Genomic DNA, 21,208 nt, shown 5'->3' on the forward strand with positions numbered 1-21,208 from the left:
GCATCGATGATCTCTTTCACTTCGCGGTACTTGCGCCGCGGCACGCCGTCATGGTCAAGAATGCCGTGACAGAATTCCTCCGTGCCGAAGTGCGCCGCCCGCCAGCGGAAATAGACGATGGCTTCCGCTCCCCGTGAGACGGCCTGGTACGTCCACAGCTTTGCCTGCCCCGGGCGGGGCAGGTAGCCGATCCGGCTCCACCCTTGCGCGCCGATCAGCTCTTCCATCACCCAGAATCCTTTACCCGGCTTCGCGCCGCGGCATAAATCATGGTGATGGGCGATTTCCGCAGGGGTAATCGGCTCGGCTAATCCGCCCCAGACGGGATAGTTGTCGAAGGAGACGAAGTCCAAATCCTTCGCCATCTCTTTCTGATTCAGCGCCAGATCCGTATATACGAAGTTGTGGGTAATGAACATATCTTCCCGGCTGTACTTGCGCAGAATCTCGGTTTGCAGGCGGTTATAACGGTTATAGGCATCCGCACAGAACCGGTCGAAATCGAGCAGCAGGCTCGGATTATGCTCCTGGTATACCTTCCGCGGCACGGGAATCTGCTCCCATGCTGTGTACGTCTGGCTCCAGAATACGGTCCCCCATGTTTCGTTCAAGGCATCCAGCGTAACGTACTTCTCTTTCAGCCAAAGTTGAAACGCACGACGGTCTTCCTCCGCATAGCTGCGGTCGGACTTTTCATGGCCGTACTCGTTATCCGTCTGCCAGCCGATGACATTCGGATGCTGCCCGTAGCGAAGCGCCATTTGTTCCACGATCCGCTTGGTAAAATACTGATACGTACGCGAATTCACGGTATAATGGCGGCGCGCGCCAAACGATATCGTAACGCCGTTCACATCCGCAGGCAGAATATCAGGATACTTATGGGCCATCCATGCCGGAGGCGTCGCCGTTGGCGTGCCCAACACCACCTTGATGCCGTGCTCCTCCATAAAAGCAATCGCGTCATCATACAGCGTAAAATCGAATTTCCCCTCTTCCGGCTCCATTAGAGACCAGCCGAATTCCGCGATCCGCACCACATTGATGCCCAGTTCCTTCATGAGAGGAATGTCTTCCTGCCAGCGTTCCCGCGGCCATTGTTCCGGGTAATAGTCCACACCGATATACATTTCACATAACTCCTTCGCAAAGAAAAGCCGGCAGGCGAAAGCCCCCGGCCTTATCTTGGTATTATTAACCTTTTACGGCAGAACCTACAGTCAACGCATTCTCTACCTGCTCGCTGAAGAGCACGTACAGCAATACCGTCGGCAAGCTTGCGATCGTCATTGCTGCGCCCATCGCGCCCCAGTTCGTAGTGAATTCACCTTGGAAGAACAACAGGCCCAGAGGCAGAGTTTTCAGCGTCTCTTTGGAAATCAGCACGAGCGCCATCGGGAATTCATTCCAAGCGGACAGGAAGACGAAGATGACCATCGTCGCCAGCGCAGGTTTTACGATCGGCAGCATGATGGAGAAGAACGTGCGGTAAATACTGGCTCCGTCCATACACGCAGATTCTTCAAGTTCGATCGGAATCGTCCTGAAAAAGCCGTAGAACACCATCGTAGAGAACGATAAGTTGAAGGCGATATACGGAATGATCAGCGCCATATACGTATCTGCAATGTTCAAATCGCGGACGAGAATCGCCAGCGGGATCATGATAACCTGGATCGGGATGAACATGCCGAGAATAATATAAGTTCTCGCTGCGCCGCTTAGTTTCCACTGCATTCTGGCAACGGCATAAGCGAACATGACGGCCAACGCAATGGAACCCACTACGGTTACGGCCGATATAAATACACTGTTGAAGAAATACACCGGCACGTTGAAACTCGTCCATGCCGCTTTATAGTTTTCAATGCGGAAATTCGTAGGGAAGCCGAACGGGTTCGTTACGAAAATCTCATTGTTGTTTTTCAAGGAATAAAACAGCATCCAGAACAAAGGATATATCGAAAGAATCGCATATCCGTAAGCAAATATATGCAGTAATGGCTGGGAACGCCATATTTTCGAAGCAAAGCCCATCTCTCTCACCTTCTATCCTTAGTAAGTTAATTTCTCTCTTGCCACGAAGCGGTTAATGATCAACGTAGCGAGCAAACACTCGATAACGAGAATAGCAGCAGCCGCCGTACCGTAACCGAACTCGTTAATCCGGAATGCGGAACGGAACATCATGAAGGTCAGGGTGTACGTGCTGTTACCGGGACCGCCGTTCGTCATGATAAACATGTTGGCAAAAGCGTTTAAGCCGCCCGTCACCGCGAACACCAGACAAAAGCGGTACGTCTCGCTGAGCAGAGGAATCGTAATTTTGCGGTGCGCCTGTAATTTGGTTGCACCGTCAATTCTCGCTGCTTCGAGGAACTGTTCAGGAATAGATTTTACACCTGCGAGAATCAGAGCAAAGTGGTAGCCCATATATTGCCAAGCATTTACGAAAGCAATGGCGATGATGGCTGTCTTGCCGTTCGAAAGCCAGTCTTGACGGTACTCCATGCCAAGTAAACCGAAGATTTTGTTAATCAAGCCGTACTCTCCGTTATACATAGCCAGCCAGAGCTGACATACGACGGTAATGGACAATACAACTGGAATGAAGTAACTGATCCGCAAAAAGCGGCGTCCTTTAATTTTGGCATCGGCAATGATAAAAGCAAGCACCGTAGCCATACCGATCTGAAATACTGTAATGACGGCCGCAAAAATCAAACCGTTGTAAAGCGATTTAAAAAACAGCCGGTCATGAAAGAGCCGCTCATAGTTATCGAGCCCGATGAAAGTAGCTGTGCTAAGACCGTCCCACTCATAAAAACTGCGGAACAGCGTCTGAATCATCGGATAGAACACGACAACGGAAAACAGGATCAGCGCAGGCAATGTGAAAAGTGCGATTGCCAGCTTGTTGCCTAAAAACTTTTTCATGCTCACCATCCTCCGTTTGTACCGGAATACTCCGTCTTTAGTTTAAAAATCCCACATCAGCCTAACACTCATGACTGATGTGAGATTTTCAATTTTATGTCTATAATATCTATTGTTTAGTTACCTGCTACAGCATCCACATCAGCTACGAAATCGTCCGCCGTGTAAGAACCTGTCAGCAAGTTTTGGGAAGCATCCTCAATCGCCGCTTTTACTTTCGCGTTAGCAAGACCCCATGCGAAGGCCGAAGTGCTAGTAATGTTAGGGATATCTTTAGCAAGCTGCTCCATCATTGGAGGGAACTTCTTCACTACCGGAAGATCAACTTTCGTTGCTACCATCGGGTTACCGCGGTTTGTATACTTGAATTCAGCTGTTTTCAGAGAGATAAACGCCGCAACTTTCGCTGCAAGGTCTTTATCCTTCGTGGACGGGGATACTGCGTATCCGCCCGGGCCGCCGCCGCCGCTGAATGCCAGCTTAGTAGCATCTACTTCAGCTGCAGAGTTGGCAGGGTAGTACATAAATCCTGCTTTATCGCCTAGTGCTTTCGTAGCCGCTTCAATTTCCCATTGGCCGTTGATGAACATAGCTGCTTTTCCTTCGTGGAACAGAGCCGCTGCCTGGTCGTAGTTCATGTTCGTAGCGCCTTTAGGAAGCAAACCTGCTTTAACAAGCTCTTCTACTTTTTGTGCCGCAGTTTTGAATTCATTGTCAGAAGCTTTCGCTTTGCCTTGATCCAAAGCTGTAATACCAGCCGGGTTGGAACGAGTTACAAACATGTCATACAGGGCTACGCAAGGCCATTTTTCTTTCGCGAAAATGGACATCGGCGTTACGCCGGCAGCTTTAAATTTCTTAACTGCATCCATAAACTCATCATACGTAGTCGGTACTTTTACGCCGTTCTTTTCGAACAGTTCTTTGTTGTAGTATAGAAGAACAAGCTCGTTACCTGCATATGGGAAAGCATAAGTATGGCCATCTTCGTGTGTCAGTGTGTTCATTGCGCTCGGCTGCATCTTGTCCTTGTAGCCAAGGCTGTTCACGTAGTCATCAAGAACTAGAATGTTGTCGGATTTCTTGAACGTGTTGATCAGGTCAAGACCTGCATTGAAAATGTCGGGCATATTTCCTGTTGCCGCATACGTTTTCAGTTTCTGACCGTCGTCCTGTGCCTGGATATCAAGCTCAAGCTCTACATTAGGCATTTCTTTCTTCAACTCCGCAACTGCGTAGTCGAAAGGTGCCTTTGTATCTTCATCGGAATATTGCGCATAGATCCGCAGTTTAGTCTTGCCGTCTGCAGTCGTATTGCCAGCATTATTTCCTTGATTGGACGACCCGGCATTTTCTTCTTTCGTGTTATTGCCAGCGCCGCAAGCCGTAATTGCAAAGGCGATTGCAAACGTTAACAAAAGAAGCATGCTCTTTCTTACGTTTCCTTTCATTCGAACCCCTCCAGAACCTGAATGTTTGGTGTTAAGTACTATCCTAGTATAAAAGGACTAGAGGAATATTTTAATGGAAAAACCGATGCAAATTTGTAAAATCCGCAGGTTTAGTTCCTGGTATTTTCATATTCGCTAGGAGTCATGCCAACGTACTTTTTGAAGGCCTTGCTGAAATATCCTGCATCGTTATAACCCACTTGCTCGGAAATATCGGAAAGCCTGCTTCGGCCCGCGGTAATCAGCTCCTTCGCCTTTTGCAGCCGGACGTGGGTAATATAGTCGGAAACGGTGGTCTGCCATTCTTTTTTGAAAATAGATCTCAAGTAACTGGAATTAATGTAGATATGGCCTGCAATCCGTTCCACACTCAACTCCGGGTCGGCATAATGCCCATCTATATATTCTTTCGCCGCTAAAGCGTTCTTGCGTGCTTTCGTCATCCGGTGGCTCCCCGCATACTCCACAGCCTGCTTGTACAAATGCTTCATCCACTTTTCGGTCTCATGGATAGATTCCAGCTTCTTCAGTTCGCTGAATGGGGAAAACCCTTCGCTGTAAACATCCTCGACATCGTATCCCGCTTCCGTTACAAACGACAAGCACAGCGAAATGACATTCATACAGATCATGTAGGTATGATCGACAGACGTCCGCTGTTCCCTTATATAACGGAACATTTCGGTTAGCTGCTCGGCCACTTTGGCGCTTTCTCCGGATCTCATATGCCCCAGCAGCCGTTCGTTCATTTCAGCAGGATAAAAGCCGAGTCCTGAAAATTCATCACGGTACCGTTCATACTCAATACAGCGGTCATTGCCCATGTTGAATTTGTTTTGAAGCGAAACCAGAGCTTCCATATAGGAAGAATAGATATGGTTATATCCGTTGTGGACGGAGCCCAAACCGATCGTTATGGTGAACTTCAAATGTTTCTTGATTAACTGGCACAGCATGCCGTAATCATCCTTGTCGAATTCATGAACCGCTGCTTCGTCCTCGAACTCCAGCAAAGAGACGATCCTGCCGTCGGCATCCGTAAACATTAGATGGCTCCCTCTGATTTGGATAATCTCCCCCAGCACATTCGTTACGGCAAATTTCCAAAGCAGCTTTTCGCTCACTTCATTCCACTTCTGGTCAAGATGGTCGATTTCAATGCAGGCCACCTGAAACAACCCGGATTGCGCCCGAATCCCCAGTTCATCGAGCTGGCGCACAGTGTCCTCCTGCGTGCCGTTGTAATCTTTGCTAATCATCCTGTTCAGGAGCCGTTCCTTCATGATCGCCTGCTGCGAGATGGCCGTAGTTTTTTCCTGCTGCTCAATCTCGATGTCCTGGCGTATTTTCAGCATCGTCAGGAGCAGTTCCTCTTTCGTAAACGGTTTGAGGATATAATCCTTCACACCCAGTCTTATCGCTTTGCGGGCATATTCAAATTCGCTGTGGCCCGTAATCAGAACGATTCTTACATGCGGATAGCGTTCCAGCAACTTCTCGGCCAGCTCGATCCCGTCCATGAACGGCATATTGATATCTAGAAGCGCAATATCAGGGGGATGCAGTTCGGCCTGTTCCAAAGCGTGCACTCCGTTCTTGCCTTCAGCTGTAATTTGGAAGCCGTACTGGCCCCAATCTATCGTCGTTTTCAAATACTCTCTAAAAATGGACTCGTCGTCTACAATCATCATGTTGATCATGAAGTTTCCCCTTTCGCCGGAACAGGCAGCACTATGCATATTTCTGTACCTTGACCCGGTTCGCTGCTGATAGTAAGGCCGTATTCCTCTCCGAAATACAGTTTGATTCTGTTGTTTACGTTAAACAAGCCGAACGAAGAGCCGCTGCCGCTGCGGTCCTCAGATAGAAGGCTGCGGATTTTCTCTTCCGTCATCCCTACCCCATTGTCCATAACCTTCAAATGAATGCAATCATTCTCGATACAACCGTGGATCTTGATGGTGCCGAAACTTCCTTTCGCTTTCAAGCCGTGGTAAATTGCATTTTCCACAAGCGGCTGAATCGTTAACTTCGGTATGGGATGCGGGAGCACATCCGGATGCACCTGAATCTCGAAGTCGAACACATCGGAATAGCGTATCCTCTGAATGGCAAAATAATCTCTCAGGTTATCCAATTCCTCCCGGATGGCGATCATTTCCCGGCCCTGACTTAAGGCAACCCGGTAGAAATCGGCAAGCGCTTTGGTCGTTTTTTGCACATCTTTGACTCTGCCCATTTCCGACAAAGTGTAGATCACATCCAAGGTATTATATAAAAAATGCGGTTTAATCTGAGATTGAATCAGTGCGAACTCGTACTCCCTCTTTTTCCTCTGCTCAAAATTCACCTTGTCTAACAACTCCCGGATCCGGTAGACCATGGTGTTAAAACCTGAAGCCAAATAGCCGATTTCATCCGTCGAATTGACTTCAATGGAACCATGCAGGCTGCCCTCTCGTACTTTGAGCATTTCTTTGGCCAGTCTTTTCACCGGGTTCACGACCAGGTTGGACAGGATTCTCGCCCCGAACAGGGCAATGATCAGACAAGCAGCAGCCATGGCGGCAATGAGCCAGGCAATTTTATCATAATCCTTCGTAAGCTGCCGCAGCGGTGTCTCGGTAATCAGCTTCCAGTCAAAATGCGGGAACGAATTCGAGATTAAGAGCACTTCGCCCCGGCCGTTTCCGGTAATGATGCTTTCATTTTTACTGGAACGGATCCAATTCCGCGTGAGCTGGTCAGCAGCCGGTTTCAAAAGGGTCGACTTATCTTGGGCGGATACAATCTGCCCGCTTGAATCGGCAATGAAGTAAGAACCGTAAGGGTTGCTGCTAACCGACTGGTATATGGAAGACAGCCGCTTTTCGTGGATGTTCAAAATCAGCCAGCCGAGAGTTTGGCCTGTATTGATGTTAAAAATGCGTTTCCCCATGCTGAGCACAGGGAGTTTCGGATCCATCGTCAAAAAGGAACGGATCTGCATTGGAAACCAGATGTTTCGTCCGTTCGTCCTGTTAATGTCTCTCAGCAGACCGCTGGCTCTCGCATCTTCCTCCCCGTCTTCCATAGCTGGATGGGAACCGTATATGGTCCCGTCTTTATCGATAAATGCAGCGGAGGATACATCGGGAAAAATCAGTTGCGTATAAGTGATCTGATTGGTGATCTGTGTATACTTTTGAAGTTCTGACATGTTCGGGTTCTGGGAAAACAGCTTATTCAAGTTGATCGTAAGCATGTTTCCGCTGCTCTCGACGTTGGCGAAAATCCCTTCCATCCTTGTAATGATCAGGTTAGAGTTGTCCGACACATTATGGATCGTCTGATCGATCATTACGTTCGTATACACCCGGTTGGAGGCATATCCGAGAATAAGAAGCGGTATGACGATCAGAGGTATATAGATCAGCATGATCTTATTTCCGATCATCTGATTGCGGAACCAGGCGGACAATTTATGATAGACAGGCATAAGGACCTCCGGTGTATGAATTTTCACACCCATTCTAGCAGATACGGCGGGGAATTGGAAAAGGGGCTGTTTGGGACGGGGCCGCTTTATAGCGGGTTACCGGATTTTGTATAATTATCCGTTTGAATTGAGACAATGAACTTGAGAAATTGAAATCAGGAAAAGAGTGAATAGAAATGAATTCAGTCCCTCGGTTATGGAAGGAACTTAGTGAATCATCTGATTTCGTTTGCTCCGAACATCAAACGAACACTGCTTCTTTATTCATCGGGTATTTTAATTCTGTCACGGATCCAAAAATCTTACATCAGCATATCCTGGGCTGCCTGAGCAAAGAGCCGGACATATCTTTCGATGAACTGTACCATTTGATCCCTGTTGCGGAAAAAGAAATATCCTCCGATTGGGACGTTATTCAAAACAAAATTTTGCGTGGAAATGTTGCTATTCTAAATGGAGACCAAAGCCATCATTGTATTTTGGTCAATGCCGCCGCATTTAAGGGCCGCAAGGTAACGGTACCCGAAATCGAATTCACCGTGGAAGGACCGAAAGAAGCGTTTGTTGAATCATTGGACATCAATCTTAACTTGATTCGCAAACGAGTTCCCGTTCCCGAGTTACGTATAAAAGAGCTTACGGTAGGGAGTATATCCAAGTCCAGAGTTGCGATTTGTTACATAAAGGGAATAGCGAACGAACAATATGTAAATACATGCATTCAGCGCCTAGAGGATGTGCAATTCGATCAAATTACGGATACCACCTTGCTTCAACAAATGATCGAAGATAATTCCAACTCCTTCTTTCCACAGACGATCGGGACCGAGAGGCCGGATTACGTAGCCTGGGCCTTATCATCCGGACAAATTTGCGTTTTGAAGGACGGGGCCCCGACTGTGATTTTTGCGCCGGTCAACCTGGGGCAATTTTTCGTTACTTTTGAAGATTATTATTTGCCATGGATCATCGGCTCCATATTGCGGGTAATTCGCATGGTTTCCGTGATGTTTTCCGTCTTTGCATCACCAATATATGTAGCTGTTATGACCTATCACGCTCAGGGTATTTCAAATGTCTTTTTGCCTACTGTCGTTTCTTCGAGGATCAATGTACCCTTTCCTCCTGTCGTGGAAGTGCTCATTATGGAGCTTGTCATTGAACTGATACGGGAAGCGGGCGCCAGATTGCCTACGAAAATCGGACAAACCATTGGGATTGTTGGAGGTATTGTGCTCGGTACGGCCGCCGTCGAAGCCTCGCTTACAAGCAACTTATTATTGATCATTGTGTCGATATCGGCATTGGCTTCTTTCGCTACACCGGTTTTTCGAATGAGCGTTACCATACGGCTTCTACGTTTTCCATTTATCTTTGCAGCGCAATTATGGGGGATATTGGGGATTTTCATCTGCACAATTGCCATGGTTGCACATCTGCTGCGCTTACAGTCTCTCGGGATGCCTTACCTGGTTCCTTTTTATCCTTTTCGCACTCCCGACTTGTATGATACTGTAATTCGTCCTCCCTATTCCAAATATCATCATAGATTGAGCTTTATCAGGCCGCAAAAACCCGTAAGATTCGACAGGAAAAACGCAAATAAAAAAAGAGACATAGACGAATGAATCAGCATTGGAGTGGTACAAGATGAAATCAACGGAATATCCGCGATTTACCGTATCGCCTTATTTGGTTTTCATATTGATAAATTCAATGCAAATAGGACCCGAGTATCTCTCCATGTCGAACAAGCCGATTCAACTGGCCGGTCAAGATGCTTGGATCTCTGTCATCCTTTGCGGCATTATTTTCCACATCGTAATATGGATGATTTATCGAATTCTCAACCATAATGAGACGGATCTTATCCATATTCATACACAATTTTTCGGAAAATGGGCGGGAGGCGGTCTGAACTTTATCTTTATCGTTTACCTCCTGCTCATTGCAACTTTTCAAATACGGCTATTTATAGAAATTATCCAAGTATGGCTATTTCCTGAACTTGAAACATGGCCGTTGGCATTGGCTTTGCTCCTGCTTGTTTATTACATCGTTGCAGGAGGTTTTCGAGTGATCGTGGGCATATGTATGTTTAGCATGTTACGGTATCTTTTACTAACAGCCTTGTTTTTTCCAGCGGCTTTTTATCATTTTAGTAATTTGTCGCCCATTATGGATCATTCGCTGAACGATGTCGTCCAAGCAGGTAAGGCGTTGACATTTCCCTATGCAGGGGTGGAGATGCTCTTTTTCTGTTACACTTTCATCAAAACACCAAAAAAATCGCAAAAATGGGCGCATTTGGCCAATTTTGTTACAACAGTATCTTATCTTCTCCTAATTTTCTTTTCATTGTTATTGTTCAAACCCGAACAATTAGCAAAAGAAATTTGGCCGCATTTAACCAAATATAAATTTATTCATTTTCCTTTTATAGAACGATTTGAATTTATCGGCGCTTCTTCACAGATCATAATGGTAATCCCTACCATATGCTTCTGCCTCTGGGCTTCAAGCCGAATGTTTAAATTGATGTTCACGGTAAAACAATCGACAGTCCTGCCGATATTATTAATTCCGGTCTTAACCGCCGTATGCCTGATTCCAGGTCGTAATGATATTGAGTCGGTTCAAACCCTGTTATCCGAGATCGGATTTTACATGATTTATGCCTACATCCCATTTGTGTTTATCGTCGACATGGTCAGAATGAAAGTGAGAAGAACGGTATGAATCGGTTCTTGTTCTTACTATTGGTCACCTGTATCCTGTTAACGGGGTGCGTAAAGCAGCAAACTATAGAAGAAGTCACCATGTTTATTGTCAGCGCCTTCGATGAAGCACCAAACGATCAAATCGATTTCACGATTTCGGCGCCCAAGTTTCAAGCTGGTAACCCCGGTTCCGTTTCAAATATATTGCACTCTCAGGCGGGCCCCACAATAAGAGGTATCAAAGAATTAATGAACAAGCAATTAAACCGGCCCATTAATCCAGGTAGACTTTCTGTGATTTTATTCGGAAAAGAGTTGGCGGAAAAAGGGTTGGCGGATAACTTGGATGCGGCTTTGCGTGACGCTCAAACTTCACGAAAGATATATTTGGCCGTTGTCGATGGAAAAGCAAAGGAGATATTGCAAGCGAATTCCAGTTCAACTGAGGAAACAGGGATGTTTTTGTACAATTTACTCCATACGAACGTACGGTCCGGGCTTGTTCCGAGGCAAAATCTTCACGAGTTCGAGTACGCCTTTTTGGGCAAAGGAATGGATCCTTTTCTGCCTCTGCTTGCTTTGCATAACGGCAAAGTTCTGATTTCCGGTTTAGCTTTATTTAAGGATGACAAATATGTAAGGTCACTGGACGAAAAGCAGATGCGGCTCATGAAGCTGCTTTCGGGAAATGTGAAACATGGTTCTCTTGAAGCAAAACTGGACGATGGATCTTACGTTGCAGTGGACAATATCGGTTCAAAAGTTCATTATCGAGTCAGAACCGATACGAAAACTCCAACTGTGGCGATAAACCTTAACTTAATCGGTGAAATTGTTGATTCAAGGGGGGTCCGCTTTCCAACACAAGTGCAGCAGAGAATAGAAAACCGTTTCGAAAACGATCTAACCTCAACTGGAATGGATCTCATTCAATTGTTTAAAAAAGAAGGGATTGACCCTCTCGGATTAGGAGATTTCGTAAGGAGTAAAACGCGAAATTGGAACGAAGACGAATGGAAAAAACAATATCCAACATTGAACGTTCGATTGAATGTTAAGGTTCATTTTACGGAAATGGGAATAAGGAAATAAAGGATGATTGCACAGTACAGAAAAAGTGCAAAGAACCTGACCTGTGTTCAGGTCGGGTTTTCTGCACTATGGTTATGGATATTTATATATGTGGAGGAGCTATTTTCTCTATGCTTATAACAAAGAAATAACTACCTCTATCGTATCTGTTACAACAGGAATCTTCGGGCTTATATCAAGGAGGTACAGCCGGTCCCGGTCCCCGTTTTTCGCCAGGAATGGCTCTTCGGCCACGGAGGCTTGAAACTGTGCGTAATCGTAGGCAACTGTTAGTGTTAAGCCTGATCGTTCGTCTGTAATCATCACCAGCCCCTCCCGGTCAATAACCGGCTTATGGAAGGTCACAAAGCGCTCATGATAGGAAGAAGGTTGTTCACCGAAGATAAACCGGTCCGTCAGCCTAAGTGAGCCATCCGCCTTGAAAAACCGGATATGACGGACAAGTGACTTCAACTTGGGGCATGCATAAGCGCCGGCAAGCTCCATCTCGTACACTGCCTCTGTTTCGCTAATCTCAGCCAATCGTACTTCTGCGCGAAAATCCCTTCCCGCCTGCTGGCGGCAGCCGTCAACAACCGGCACGGAGTGACCGTGTGAACCGCTGTAAATCATGTCGTACCTGTTGGGCCCAAAGTACTCTTTGGAGTATACCCCCGCCCCCGGATCGGCCAAAAGCTGGCTCCCTCCTGCAAAGTAAAGAAAGCTTCCGGCATCATTATGGTTATGGGGTTCGTCATTGAAGCCGCCCTTTGCCGAAAAGGCAATTCTTATTCCGTCCACGGTGCAGCGGCTAACGATAATTTGCGCCTGTTCCAGGTAATCGTCCGTATCCGATACCCCTGCTGCCGTGAGGCCCGCATCATACCATACCAGATTGCGGATTACATGGATCCACCGGAAGCAGTTGTCCGCAAGTATGCCCGCTTCATGCTGCCGGTCAGGTAATTCTACTTCAGCATAATACCGCTTCAGCCTGTGCGTAAGTCCCGGCTGAAATTCGGTGTTGTCAGGACTATCCGAGAAACTGAGTACCGCGCTGCCTCCCAGATAGCACTTTTGTTGGAACAAAGCGATGCTGCGGATCTTTTCCTGCTCCATCAGACGGATCTCACCGCCCGTCCGTTGTCTAAGCAGTTCCGCGAATGCCGTATAAAAGACGAAACCATAATTCCAGTACATCACGCCTTCCAGGCAAGCCCCATCTTCTGTAAAGCCCGACAGATAGGTATCCATCGAAGACAGTACCCTGTGAAGAACCGGAAGGAATTCTGCGTCCTCCCCAATCAAGTACATTGCTGCCATCCCGATCGATCCCGCACAGACGGCAGCCCAATTCATATCCGCCGTTTCCCAGCCGTAAGCGGGCGAAAGGGAAGCATAAGGTTGGAGGACACGAGACAAGATTTCATGCTCCGCCCTTTCCGCCACAAGGCCGGATAAACGGTCTCCCAGCACATGAAGGATTTCCGCCAGATAGAAAGCGGTCTCCGCCGCAAACAGGTCTAAGGCCGTACGGTGTTCTTCCCCCGTTTCGAGACTGCGGCCGCCTAAATGGGCAGGCAGGCACCAAGTATATTCGTCACATATAGCCCAAATGGTATCCTCTAGTGCACGAATCCATGCTTCTCCCCCGTTAGTCAGCGAAAGGACAGCATACACATCCAATCTTTTCCTGCGGCTGAAGTACGCTTGTTCAAACACCTCCCGGTCGCCGGTCGTATCGAACAGCCTATAAGCACTGAATGGGATGGCTTGCACCGGTTCTGACAACAGTTGGCTGCCCAGCGCATGAAATTGGCTAAGCTTCGCGGTCAACGCCGACAGTTTTGCGCCTTCGATGCCTCCGCCCAAACGCTCTCTGCATTCCACAAACAACAGCTTTTCAGGGTCTCCGCCCGCCTTCCTTGTCCCATGTTGAAGTGCGGCCAGCAAACTTCGCATATTCATCCGCGTTCCCCTTTCCAACTGATCTCTTTCTTAAGGGTACGACAGCAGCGCAAAAAAGGAAAGCCCTTCCAAAAGCCCGATATTCCAAAAAAAGGCCGCTCCTCAAGTCTCCTTGAAGAACAGCCTTCATATACAATTGATTCTTCTTATTAATGTCCCATCATCATTGCAGAGTTAGCCGCATCGTCCGCCGGCTTTTCCTCCTCCTTGGGTTTCGGTCTGCGCAGCAGAATCGAGAGGACAGCCCCGGTTCCTGCTATACAAGCCGCAAGGACAAAGGTATCACCGTATGCCGTGATGGACGCAGCCGGCAGATCACCGCCTGTTCCCTTCATGTGCGTCGTAATGCGGGATGTTAAGAACCCCGTCAGTCCGGCTACGGCAAACGAAACCATGACCTGCTGTGCCGCCGTTGTAAGCGGAGTTACTCTGCCTACAAGACTGCGCGGCGCTGCCTGAAGGATATGGGTATTCAGAGGCATCATGGAGAAACCCATACCGGCACCCATTAGTATTAATGCCGTCATGATATACCCTAACCCCGTGTCCACCGTCACTTGTGAGAACATAAACAACGCACCTGTAACGATCGTCAAGCCGGTCAATGCCAGCGGCCTTACACCGATCTTGTCAAACAACCGTCCGCCGATCGGCATAAACACACCGGATGCCAAAGCCTGCGGAAGCAGAATTAAACCTGTCTTTAACGGGCCATAGCCTTTAATTCCCTGCAGATACAGCGGAATCAGGACGAAGGCGCCGAACAGAGCGATTTGCGTAATCCATGCGATGATGATTCCCCGGGTAAAATCGGAAGAACCGAACACCCGAAGCTCCAGCAAAGGCTGCTTCTGACGCAGCTCCACAAAGATGAAAGCAATCAGCGCAATGACCCCTATGGACAAGCTGATCAGCGTCCGGTCGGACGTCCAGCTCTCGCCGCCTTCATTCACAGCGTAGGCCAAGGTAGCGAATGCAATCGGCGCCAGAATGATGCCGAGAATATCGAGGGAAGGTACTGCTCTCCGCTCTGCCTTGGGCAGATACTTCCATCCAACGATCAAAGCAATGATGCCGATCGGCAAATTAATCAGAAAAATCCAGTGCCACGAGGAATACTCGACGAAATATCCCGATAACACGGGACCTAACGCAGGCGCAAGCAGCATAGGAATGCCCAACATCCCCATGATGGAGCCCATTTTTTCCGGAGGAGCCAAACGAAACACCATCGCCATCCCGATCGGTGCGACCATCCCTCCGCCCAAGCCTTGAATCACCCTGTAAATAATCAGCTGTTCGGGTGTTTGTGCCATAGCGCACAGTACAGAACCCAGTGTAAACAAAGCAATTGTGATCAAAAAGACCCGCTTGGCCCCAAAACGGTCCGTCATCCAGCCAGCCAGCGGGATAACCGCGGACAAAGCGAGGGTATAGCCCGTAATCGCCCACTGAAGTGTGGAAATATCCGAGTTTAAATCCTTCACAAGTCCCGGAAGCGCCACATTGACCACCGTACTGTCTAAAATAACCATAATCATTCCCACGATAATCGCCATCATCGGCCCGATTATCGTGCGGATCGAAAATTCTTTTGTTTCCGTATTCATTGACTCTCCCTCTACGTTTTCCGATATTAACGGGTTTGATATATACCCGCTCTTTATAAACGCTTATGTAATTTATTGTATAAGTTCTTCAGTTATTTAGCAAAGTCGAAATTATGTATTTTTCCTAGATGCTCCCATTGCCCCTGACTTAGTTCCACCGCCATTTTGAGATACCGAATTTCCCGCTTTGCCCCGCCGTTATACGCTCTGCCGGACTATGTATAAAATTATACCCCTTACGTAAAGGATGTTATCCCTTACGTTCCGGAACATTTTCGCTGAAAATGAAGTCAGATCCCAGCTCCAATTCCGGCAATCAATTTGGGCCGTTATCAACTTACTACCTAGACCCTGCAGCGCTAATACTTGACCCGACTGCGGCTAATGAATCAGAGACACGTTATTTTAAGCAAAATGGAGCTTTTTGAATTCTAACGAATCGTAGACACGCAATTTGGCCGAAATGTCAACTTTTTGATGGTAAATCCGGTAAATAGCGTGTCTCAAATTCGATAAATCAAGAAACTCGTCAAAACTGAGGAAATAAGGTTCAAAGGATTCGTTAGACTGCCGGACACCGTGGTTGCTCCTACTCATAATCCTATTCCTACTCCAACATTTGCTCTTTTCAATTACTCTTTTAGTCATAGCTCCGTGCCCTGCCAGCTAATACAAAGCCAGCACGGGGCTTTTCATTTGGGAATGGCTATGATTTCCTATATAATGTAGTGAGTACAATTTTAAGGAGGTTCAGCACTTATGAAATACCGCAGATTAGGCAAGACGGATTTGAAAGTTTCCGTAGTAGGCGTCGGCACCTGGCAGTTCGGCGGCGAATGGGGCCGCAGCTATACCGAAGAAGAAGCGGCCGCTGTGCTGCGGCGGGCGAAGGAACGCGGGATCAATCTGATTGACACCGCCGAGTGTTACGGGGATCATTTGTCCGAGTCGCTCATCGGCAAATTCTTAAAGAACGACCGCCGGGAAGACTGGGTGCTGGCCACGAAATTCGGACATCACTTTCATAGCCATTTGAACCGCACCGATGAGTTTAATACGGAACAAGTACTGAAGCAGCTGGACGATTCGCTGCGTGCTCTACAGACCGATTACATTGATCTTTATCAATTTCACTCCGGACCAGACTCGTCTTTCGATAACGATGCTTTGTGGACCGCTTTGGACAAGCAGAAACAAGCCGGCAAAATCCGTCACCTGGGCATTTCCATCGGCAGCAACGATAATCTGCACCAAACAGCGAAAGCAACAGAGATCGGGGCGTCTGCGATCCAGGTCGTCTACAACCGTCTGGACCAAAAACCGGAGGAGCGTGTCTTCCCATCCTGCGAACAACAGGACTTAGGTGTCCTTGCACGCGTCCCGCTGGCCAGCGGCTTCCTGAGCGGCAAATACAAGCCGGGTGCTACTTTTAGCGAAGGCGACGTTCGTAAGCGGATTGAACAAGCCGAGCTTGACCGCAAGCTGGAGCAAGTAGGCGAGATCGCCCGTACCGAAGTTCCCGATGGTGTTGACATGGCGCAATGGGCGCTGGCCTGGTGCTTGAAGCATCCTGCTGTCACCACGGTTATTCCCGGCTGCAAGGATGAGGCACAGGTTGATGCAAATGCAGCTGCTGCGGACCTTCTCACAGATGATCATCCGCAAGCAGTAACAACTTAGAAATAAAGAAATCCCCTTTCCACAGGGGGATTTCCCTTATCTCTTACCTGCGAACCAGCTTCAGAACAGACCCGTCATTCGGTGCGAGCTTGCACGAAACGGAATTTGTGCCTGCAGCTGCATCCCCGTACAGACTGCCTTGGAGATGCCACCCTTCCTGAAGCGTCAAGGCTGCCTCACTTGCTTCAGAGGAATAATTGATAACAACGGCATATCTCGTTTCATCGTCGGATGGATGCTCCGTAATCCCTAACCGAGGATCTGTCGAGGTGATTGCGCGTCGGCTCCTTACTCCTTCTGAAATGGTTCTATATAACCGCCAATACGGCATCGTTTCCGTGTTAAAACTTACATTCGGCTGCTGCACCATAGCCAGTTCCACCGGCACCGAACAAAAATATACCGTTCCTTTGCCATACGCTGCCCGACTTAGTACGGGATTCCCGTCCGGCTCTGCGGCAAGGATTGTCGCCCGATCATTCCGAAACTGCAGTTTAAACTCGCTGGGAACGGTGAGGTTGGTATTTCCTTCGTTTCCCCCTAGCACGAAATCAGCAGCGCTTGCCCGCCGCATCCGGTTTTCTACCGTCAGCCCGGTAAGCTCTGAAAAATTCAGCATATAACCGTTGTTGGACGATAGGTAAAGAGTTGCTCCTTCCGATACCTTGCGAAGAAGCTCCTCCCATCGCTGCTTCGGTACGCCCTCCACACCGGTAACGGAGGGGAGCAGGTAGAAATCGGCTTCAGGGAGAGACTGTTCCTCATAACGGAAATCGATATCAAAGCCAGCTTGCTTGGACAAAAGGAACGCGCCAAGCGCAGCAGCCCAATGATCCTGGGAGCTGTTAAGAATACAAACACCGTCCACGGCCCGGGGCGGCAGTCCTGCCGGAATCAGTTCCTCAAGCTTGTTTTTAAGAGATGCCAGCTCTCTCAGTACCGGCTTTACCCGTCCATTCTCCGTCAGCAGCCCCAATTCGCCTTCGCAAGCTACCCAATCATAAGGGGCATGGTTCAGTTTCGTCTGGTCGTTAGCGCACCACCATAGAAGTCCGCTTAACCCGTGTGACCACTGTGTCAGCATACTTGTCCGCGCAAATGCGGCGGCAACTTCCTCGCTGCAAACCATCGGCCCCATGGTACCCATTTCTTCAGCGAAGCAAGGCTTCTCTCCGATCTGCCCATAAAATAAGCTCTCCGCTGCGGCATGAACGGCAGGACGGATCGTATCCAGCGGATCGTAATCCATATAAGGAGTCCAAAAAGGATAAGGATGCGTTGTTAAAATGTCTGTCAGCTCTCCTTGATCCTGCATTGTCCAAGCGCCGCTCGGCGTCAGGCTGTGCATGCCTGAAATCAAAGGCCTCGTACTGTCGCTCGCCTTAATGGTATTAGCAATCGCCGCTGTCCATACATAGGCTTCTTCCCGGCCCGAAACGCTGCCCATCTCGTTACACTCATTTCCCAGATCCCAGGCAACGATCGTATCGGAATGTTTCATCTCTGAAATGAAATAACGTACAAACCTGATCTGCCAGCGGATGGAATCCGGATCGGTCAATATCGGTTTGCCCCGCAGTGCCGGCGGAACGAAAAGGCGTCCGCTCATCCAGCCTGTAATGAGCCCGACGATGATTTTAAGGCTGTATTTTTCCGCGATCATTGTAAACTGCTTGAAACGCTCCATCATCACTTGCGACATCCCTGCACGCCCTGCTTCATCATCCGGCAGACGCTCCTCGCCGAACCGGTAACCGCGATGCTTCCCTCTTCCCGAGTACAAGCTCTCTATCGGCTGAAAATCCGGCCATAAGGGAAATACACGAAGTACATCAATGCCCGCTTCCGATAACCGCTGCAGATCGGTCTCCACTTGCGCCGGATTCCAGTCCGACCACATTCGGGTTCCCGCGTGAGAAGCCCAATAGTTACAGCCTACAAAAAAACTCTTGTTCACATCCAGCAGCCGGTTTTTCCCCAACTCCCTCAACTCCCTGATTCCGTAGTGGTATTGCTTCCGCAATTCAGTGTAAACAAGAGTCTCTGATCGTTCTAGAATAGACTTACTCTATTTTATAACGATTCTACTTTTTGATAGGGAGCAAGCATGGCCACAAATCCTTTACACAGAAGATTCGGCACAATGTCACTCGTTACGATACAGTAGGTTTAATGAATTCATATGTTCTTACAAATTCAAAAGGCCGAGCAATGCTTGCCCGACCCGCCAAGAAATTAACTGTAGAAAAAATCCTGTGCCTGCCTTAACCGCGCTGTACTGCTACCGGGATATAAATCTCCGTTTCGGACTCCGCGGACATCGGGCCGTAAAACCTTTCGCCGTATACCTCCAGGTCCATGCCCGGAACAGGCTCTAATCCATGCTGCTTCAACCAGGTGCTGTAAATCAGTTCGAACGTGCCGCTGATTCCTTCCGCTGTCCCTTTGTGGATGAATACCGCATACGTTTGGGCCGGCACTGTGATCGTCTCCATCCCCTCAGGCACTTGGGCGCCTGTTTCGGTTTCGTAACCGGCATAGTAAGACAAGATGCAGCCTTCTTCTCTAGGAACACAAACGCCGTAGGCTATGTGAGGCTCCACCTTACCGGTAATTTCATGTTCTCTCGGCAGAAACCGTCCCCACATTTGGGAAATGCTCTCTGCCGTTCCAGGCTCCCATTTCATCCCCGTTACCCGAAACTCGACTTTTGTCACCAATCTGTACTCCATTGGAATGCCTCCTATACCTGAAATGTAGTCGATCATCCGCTCCACTTCCTTCAGCTTCTCCCGCTTGGCTTCCAGCTCAGCCCGGATGGCCTCCGAGTGTTCTTCCAGCAGCGCCCTGATGTTTTGCGGATTCGTCAGCAGCCCGCTCCCTTTTAGCCCCATGATGGTCTCGATGCCGATCCCCATGGATCTCAGATAGACAATATACCGAAGCTCAGGCAGCTGCTCCATCGTATAATACCGGTATCCGTTCTCTTCCCCCATGGAGGCCGGCGAGAATAAGCCAATGTTGTCGTAATGCCTTAACGTTTTGGGCGTGATGTTAAAAATCCGGGCCACCTGGCCGACTGTCAGCATGCTTAAGCTCCTTTCGCGTATGATCTGATTACAGGTTACAGCATTGCCCTTGGGGAAAGGTCAAGGATTATTTCTTCATAAATCTAAAAAGTACGTATCCTCGTATTGAAAGTTCTCACTGTCAGCCGCTGTCCCGAAATCATCTGCAAAGTAAGCCCGTCCAACTCCAATCCCACTAATAACGATCACTGCTGCTGCCAACCAAGAGCGGCTTACACATGTTTTCAACCATTGCAATGTACTTTACCCCTTCGCTTGTCCTCTTCTTGCTCCATTCTACCAACGCCGCTCCATTTCTTCCATAAAAACAACTTCTCCCGGAGCGTTTAGGAAGGGTTTCGAGGTTGCAGCGAGTACAATATTTTCCCCTCTGGTGAACAGCTTTGAGCATACTATGTTGTACAAAGTGCAGTAATATCTCCTTTTGCTATGCATAACCCCATAAAATGTTGTATGAAATGCAGCATTGGTCTCCATCACAAAAAAACGCAGCCCATGAGGGCTGCGCTGGTGTTTCGCTGTTATTTCCGCTTACGAAGGGACATTGCCAATGCCGCTGCCGACAAAGCTGCCGCAGCAATGGATAGATAAGTCGCCGTGTTATTGGAAGCCGGCTCGGCAGCTGGCTTAGTATCCGCTTCGGATGCTCCCGCAGCCGGCTTTTCCGCCGAATGCCCGCCGCCGGCAGCACCGTGATGGTCATCCTCAGCGGTCCCCGGCTTTACAGCCGTTACCGGAGCCGGTGCATCCGCATCCGGTGCGCCGACCCACTCCACTACCTTGCCGTCCTGGTAAGTCTGGTAAGCTTTCCACGAGAGCTCTTCCGCATCAGCACCTACTTTTCCTTGAAAACGGAATTCCGCGAATTCACCCGGCAGCACGCCGCCTTCCTTCGCTGTCCAAATTACGCCGGTCAGCTTCTCGCCCTCTTTCTTAGCCTCATAAGTCCAGCCCGGCTTGCTTTCAAAACGGGAAATCTCTACGCCTTCCGGAAATTTGAGCTCAACCTTCACCGTTGCGTTGTCCGCTTCATTCGGTACACGGGCGGTGAACACCTCGTAGGAACCCTGTGTCGTCTCTTGGGGAAGTACGGTCACATGCGCACTGGCCATACCCGCAAAGAGCAACATAGCGGCCATGCATAATGGCAGCAGTTTTGTCATCTTGTTCAATCAAAAACCCACCTGTCTACTTTTGTTTATCG

At 48.6% G+C, this 21,208-nt stretch carries 15 protein-coding genes and 1 pseudogene; 4 read left to right on the top strand and 12 right to left on the bottom strand.

Translation table 11 applies throughout. The features are described from left to right. Window positions 1-5: 5 nt before the first annotated feature. The 6 genes and pseudogenes from ACFSUF_RS25285 to ACFSUF_RS00425 all read right to left on the bottom strand — a co-directional run. Window positions 6-1,130: pseudogene (locus ACFSUF_RS25285) on the bottom strand (beta-galactosidase); the annotation flags it as partial. 64 nt (window positions 1,131-1,194) lie between these two features. Then, on the bottom strand, window positions 1,195-2,037 hold the full coding sequence (locus tag ACFSUF_RS00405; protein ID WP_377599016.1) for a carbohydrate ABC transporter permease: 843 nt from the start codon (window positions 2,035-2,037) through the stop codon (window positions 1,195-1,197). An 18-nt stretch (window positions 2,038-2,055) separates the two neighbouring features. Next, window positions 2,056-2,937 (bottom strand): carbohydrate ABC transporter permease, encoded by an 882-nt coding sequence (locus tag ACFSUF_RS00410; protein WP_377599017.1) that lies wholly within the window; start codon window positions 2,935-2,937, stop codon window positions 2,056-2,058. Window positions 2,938-3,053: 116 nt separating this feature from the next. Continuing rightward, window positions 3,054-4,388 carry an ABC transporter substrate-binding protein gene (locus ACFSUF_RS00415; protein WP_377599019.1) on the bottom strand — a complete coding sequence of 445 codons (1,335 nt, stop codon included), beginning with the start codon at window positions 4,386-4,388 and terminating at the stop codon, window positions 3,054-3,056. 110 nt (window positions 4,389-4,498) lie between these two features. Beyond that, on the bottom strand, window positions 4,499-6,088 hold the full coding sequence (locus ACFSUF_RS00420) for a response regulator (RefSeq protein ID WP_377599021.1): 1,590 nt from the start codon (window positions 6,086-6,088) through the stop codon (window positions 4,499-4,501). Next, window positions 6,085-7,866, bottom strand: a complete 1,782-nt coding sequence (locus tag ACFSUF_RS00425) for a sensor histidine kinase (protein ID WP_377599023.1) — start codon at window positions 7,864-7,866, stop codon at window positions 6,085-6,087. Before ACFSUF_RS00425 ends, ACFSUF_RS00420 begins: the two co-directional genes overlap by 4 nt. Before the next feature lie 176 nt (window positions 7,867-8,042). Here ACFSUF_RS00425 and ACFSUF_RS00430 point away from each other — a divergent pair, with 176 nt between their 5' ends. From ACFSUF_RS00430 to ACFSUF_RS00440, 3 genes are read left to right on the top strand one after another with little or no spacing between them, the layout of a single operon-like run. Beyond that, on the top strand, window positions 8,043-9,494 hold the full coding sequence (locus ACFSUF_RS00430) for a spore germination protein (protein WP_377599025.1): 1,452 nt from the start codon (window positions 8,043-8,045) through the stop codon (window positions 9,492-9,494). Window positions 9,495-9,516: 22 nt separating this feature from the next. Then, window positions 9,517-10,605, top strand: coding sequence for a GerAB/ArcD/ProY family transporter (locus ACFSUF_RS00435; RefSeq protein ID WP_377599027.1), 1,089 nt, complete (start codon window positions 9,517-9,519; stop codon window positions 10,603-10,605). Then, on the top strand, window positions 10,602-11,678 hold the full coding sequence (locus tag ACFSUF_RS00440) for a Ger(x)C family spore germination protein (protein WP_377599029.1): 1,077 nt from the start codon (window positions 10,602-10,604) through the stop codon (window positions 11,676-11,678). Before ACFSUF_RS00435 ends, ACFSUF_RS00440 begins: the two co-directional genes overlap by 4 nt. A 114-nt stretch (window positions 11,679-11,792) precedes the next feature. Here the strand turns inward: ACFSUF_RS00440 and ACFSUF_RS00445 are convergent, their stop codons facing one another. The 3 genes from ACFSUF_RS00445 to ACFSUF_RS00455 all read right to left on the bottom strand — a co-directional run bounded on the left by ACFSUF_RS00445 (window position 11,793) and on the right by ACFSUF_RS00455 (window position 15,832). Continuing rightward, window positions 11,793-13,625, bottom strand: coding sequence for a heparinase II/III domain-containing protein (locus ACFSUF_RS00445; RefSeq protein WP_377599031.1), 1,833 nt, complete (start codon window positions 13,623-13,625; stop codon window positions 11,793-11,795). 149 nt (window positions 13,626-13,774) lie between these two features. Next, a complete protein-coding gene (locus ACFSUF_RS00450; RefSeq protein ID WP_377599033.1) occupies window positions 13,775-15,235 on the bottom strand; it encodes a DHA2 family efflux MFS transporter permease subunit in 1,461 nt (486 codons plus the stop codon). A gap of 405 nt (window positions 15,236-15,640) precedes the next feature. After that, the gene (locus tag ACFSUF_RS00455) at window positions 15,641-15,832 is read right to left on the bottom strand and encodes a hypothetical protein (protein ID WP_377599035.1); all 192 of its coding nucleotides are present in this window, start codon (window positions 15,830-15,832) and stop codon (window positions 15,641-15,643) included. A gap of 162 nt (window positions 15,833-15,994) precedes the next feature. Between ACFSUF_RS00455 and ACFSUF_RS00460 the strand changes: the two genes are divergently transcribed. Beyond that, window positions 15,995-16,915, top strand: coding sequence for an aldo/keto reductase (locus ACFSUF_RS00460; RefSeq protein WP_377599037.1), 921 nt, complete (start codon window positions 15,995-15,997; stop codon window positions 16,913-16,915). 43 nt (window positions 16,916-16,958) lie between these two features. Here the strand turns inward: ACFSUF_RS00460 and ACFSUF_RS00465 are convergent, their stop codons facing one another. From ACFSUF_RS00465 to ACFSUF_RS00475, 3 genes are all read right to left on the bottom strand, one after another. Continuing rightward, window positions 16,959-18,896: a glycoside hydrolase 5 family protein gene (locus tag ACFSUF_RS00465; protein ID WP_377599039.1), complete on the bottom strand. Its 1,938-nt coding sequence runs from the start codon at window positions 18,894-18,896 to the stop codon at window positions 16,959-16,961. Between the two features lie 283 nt (window positions 18,897-19,179). Then, the gene (locus tag ACFSUF_RS00470; RefSeq protein ID WP_377599041.1) at window positions 19,180-20,004 is read right to left on the bottom strand and encodes a MerR family transcriptional regulator; all 825 of its coding nucleotides are present in this window, start codon (window positions 20,002-20,004) and stop codon (window positions 19,180-19,182) included. Window positions 20,005-20,525: 521 nt separating this feature from the next. After that, a complete protein-coding gene (locus ACFSUF_RS00475) occupies window positions 20,526-21,167 on the bottom strand; it encodes a YcnI family copper-binding membrane protein (protein WP_377600187.1) in 642 nt (213 codons plus the stop codon). Window positions 21,168-21,208 lie beyond the last annotated feature (41 nt).

This window comes from Paenibacillus gansuensis (assembly GCF_042684925.1).
Taxonomy (GTDB): domain Bacteria; phylum Bacillota; class Bacilli; order Paenibacillales; family DY6; genus Paenibacillus_N; species Paenibacillus_N gansuensis.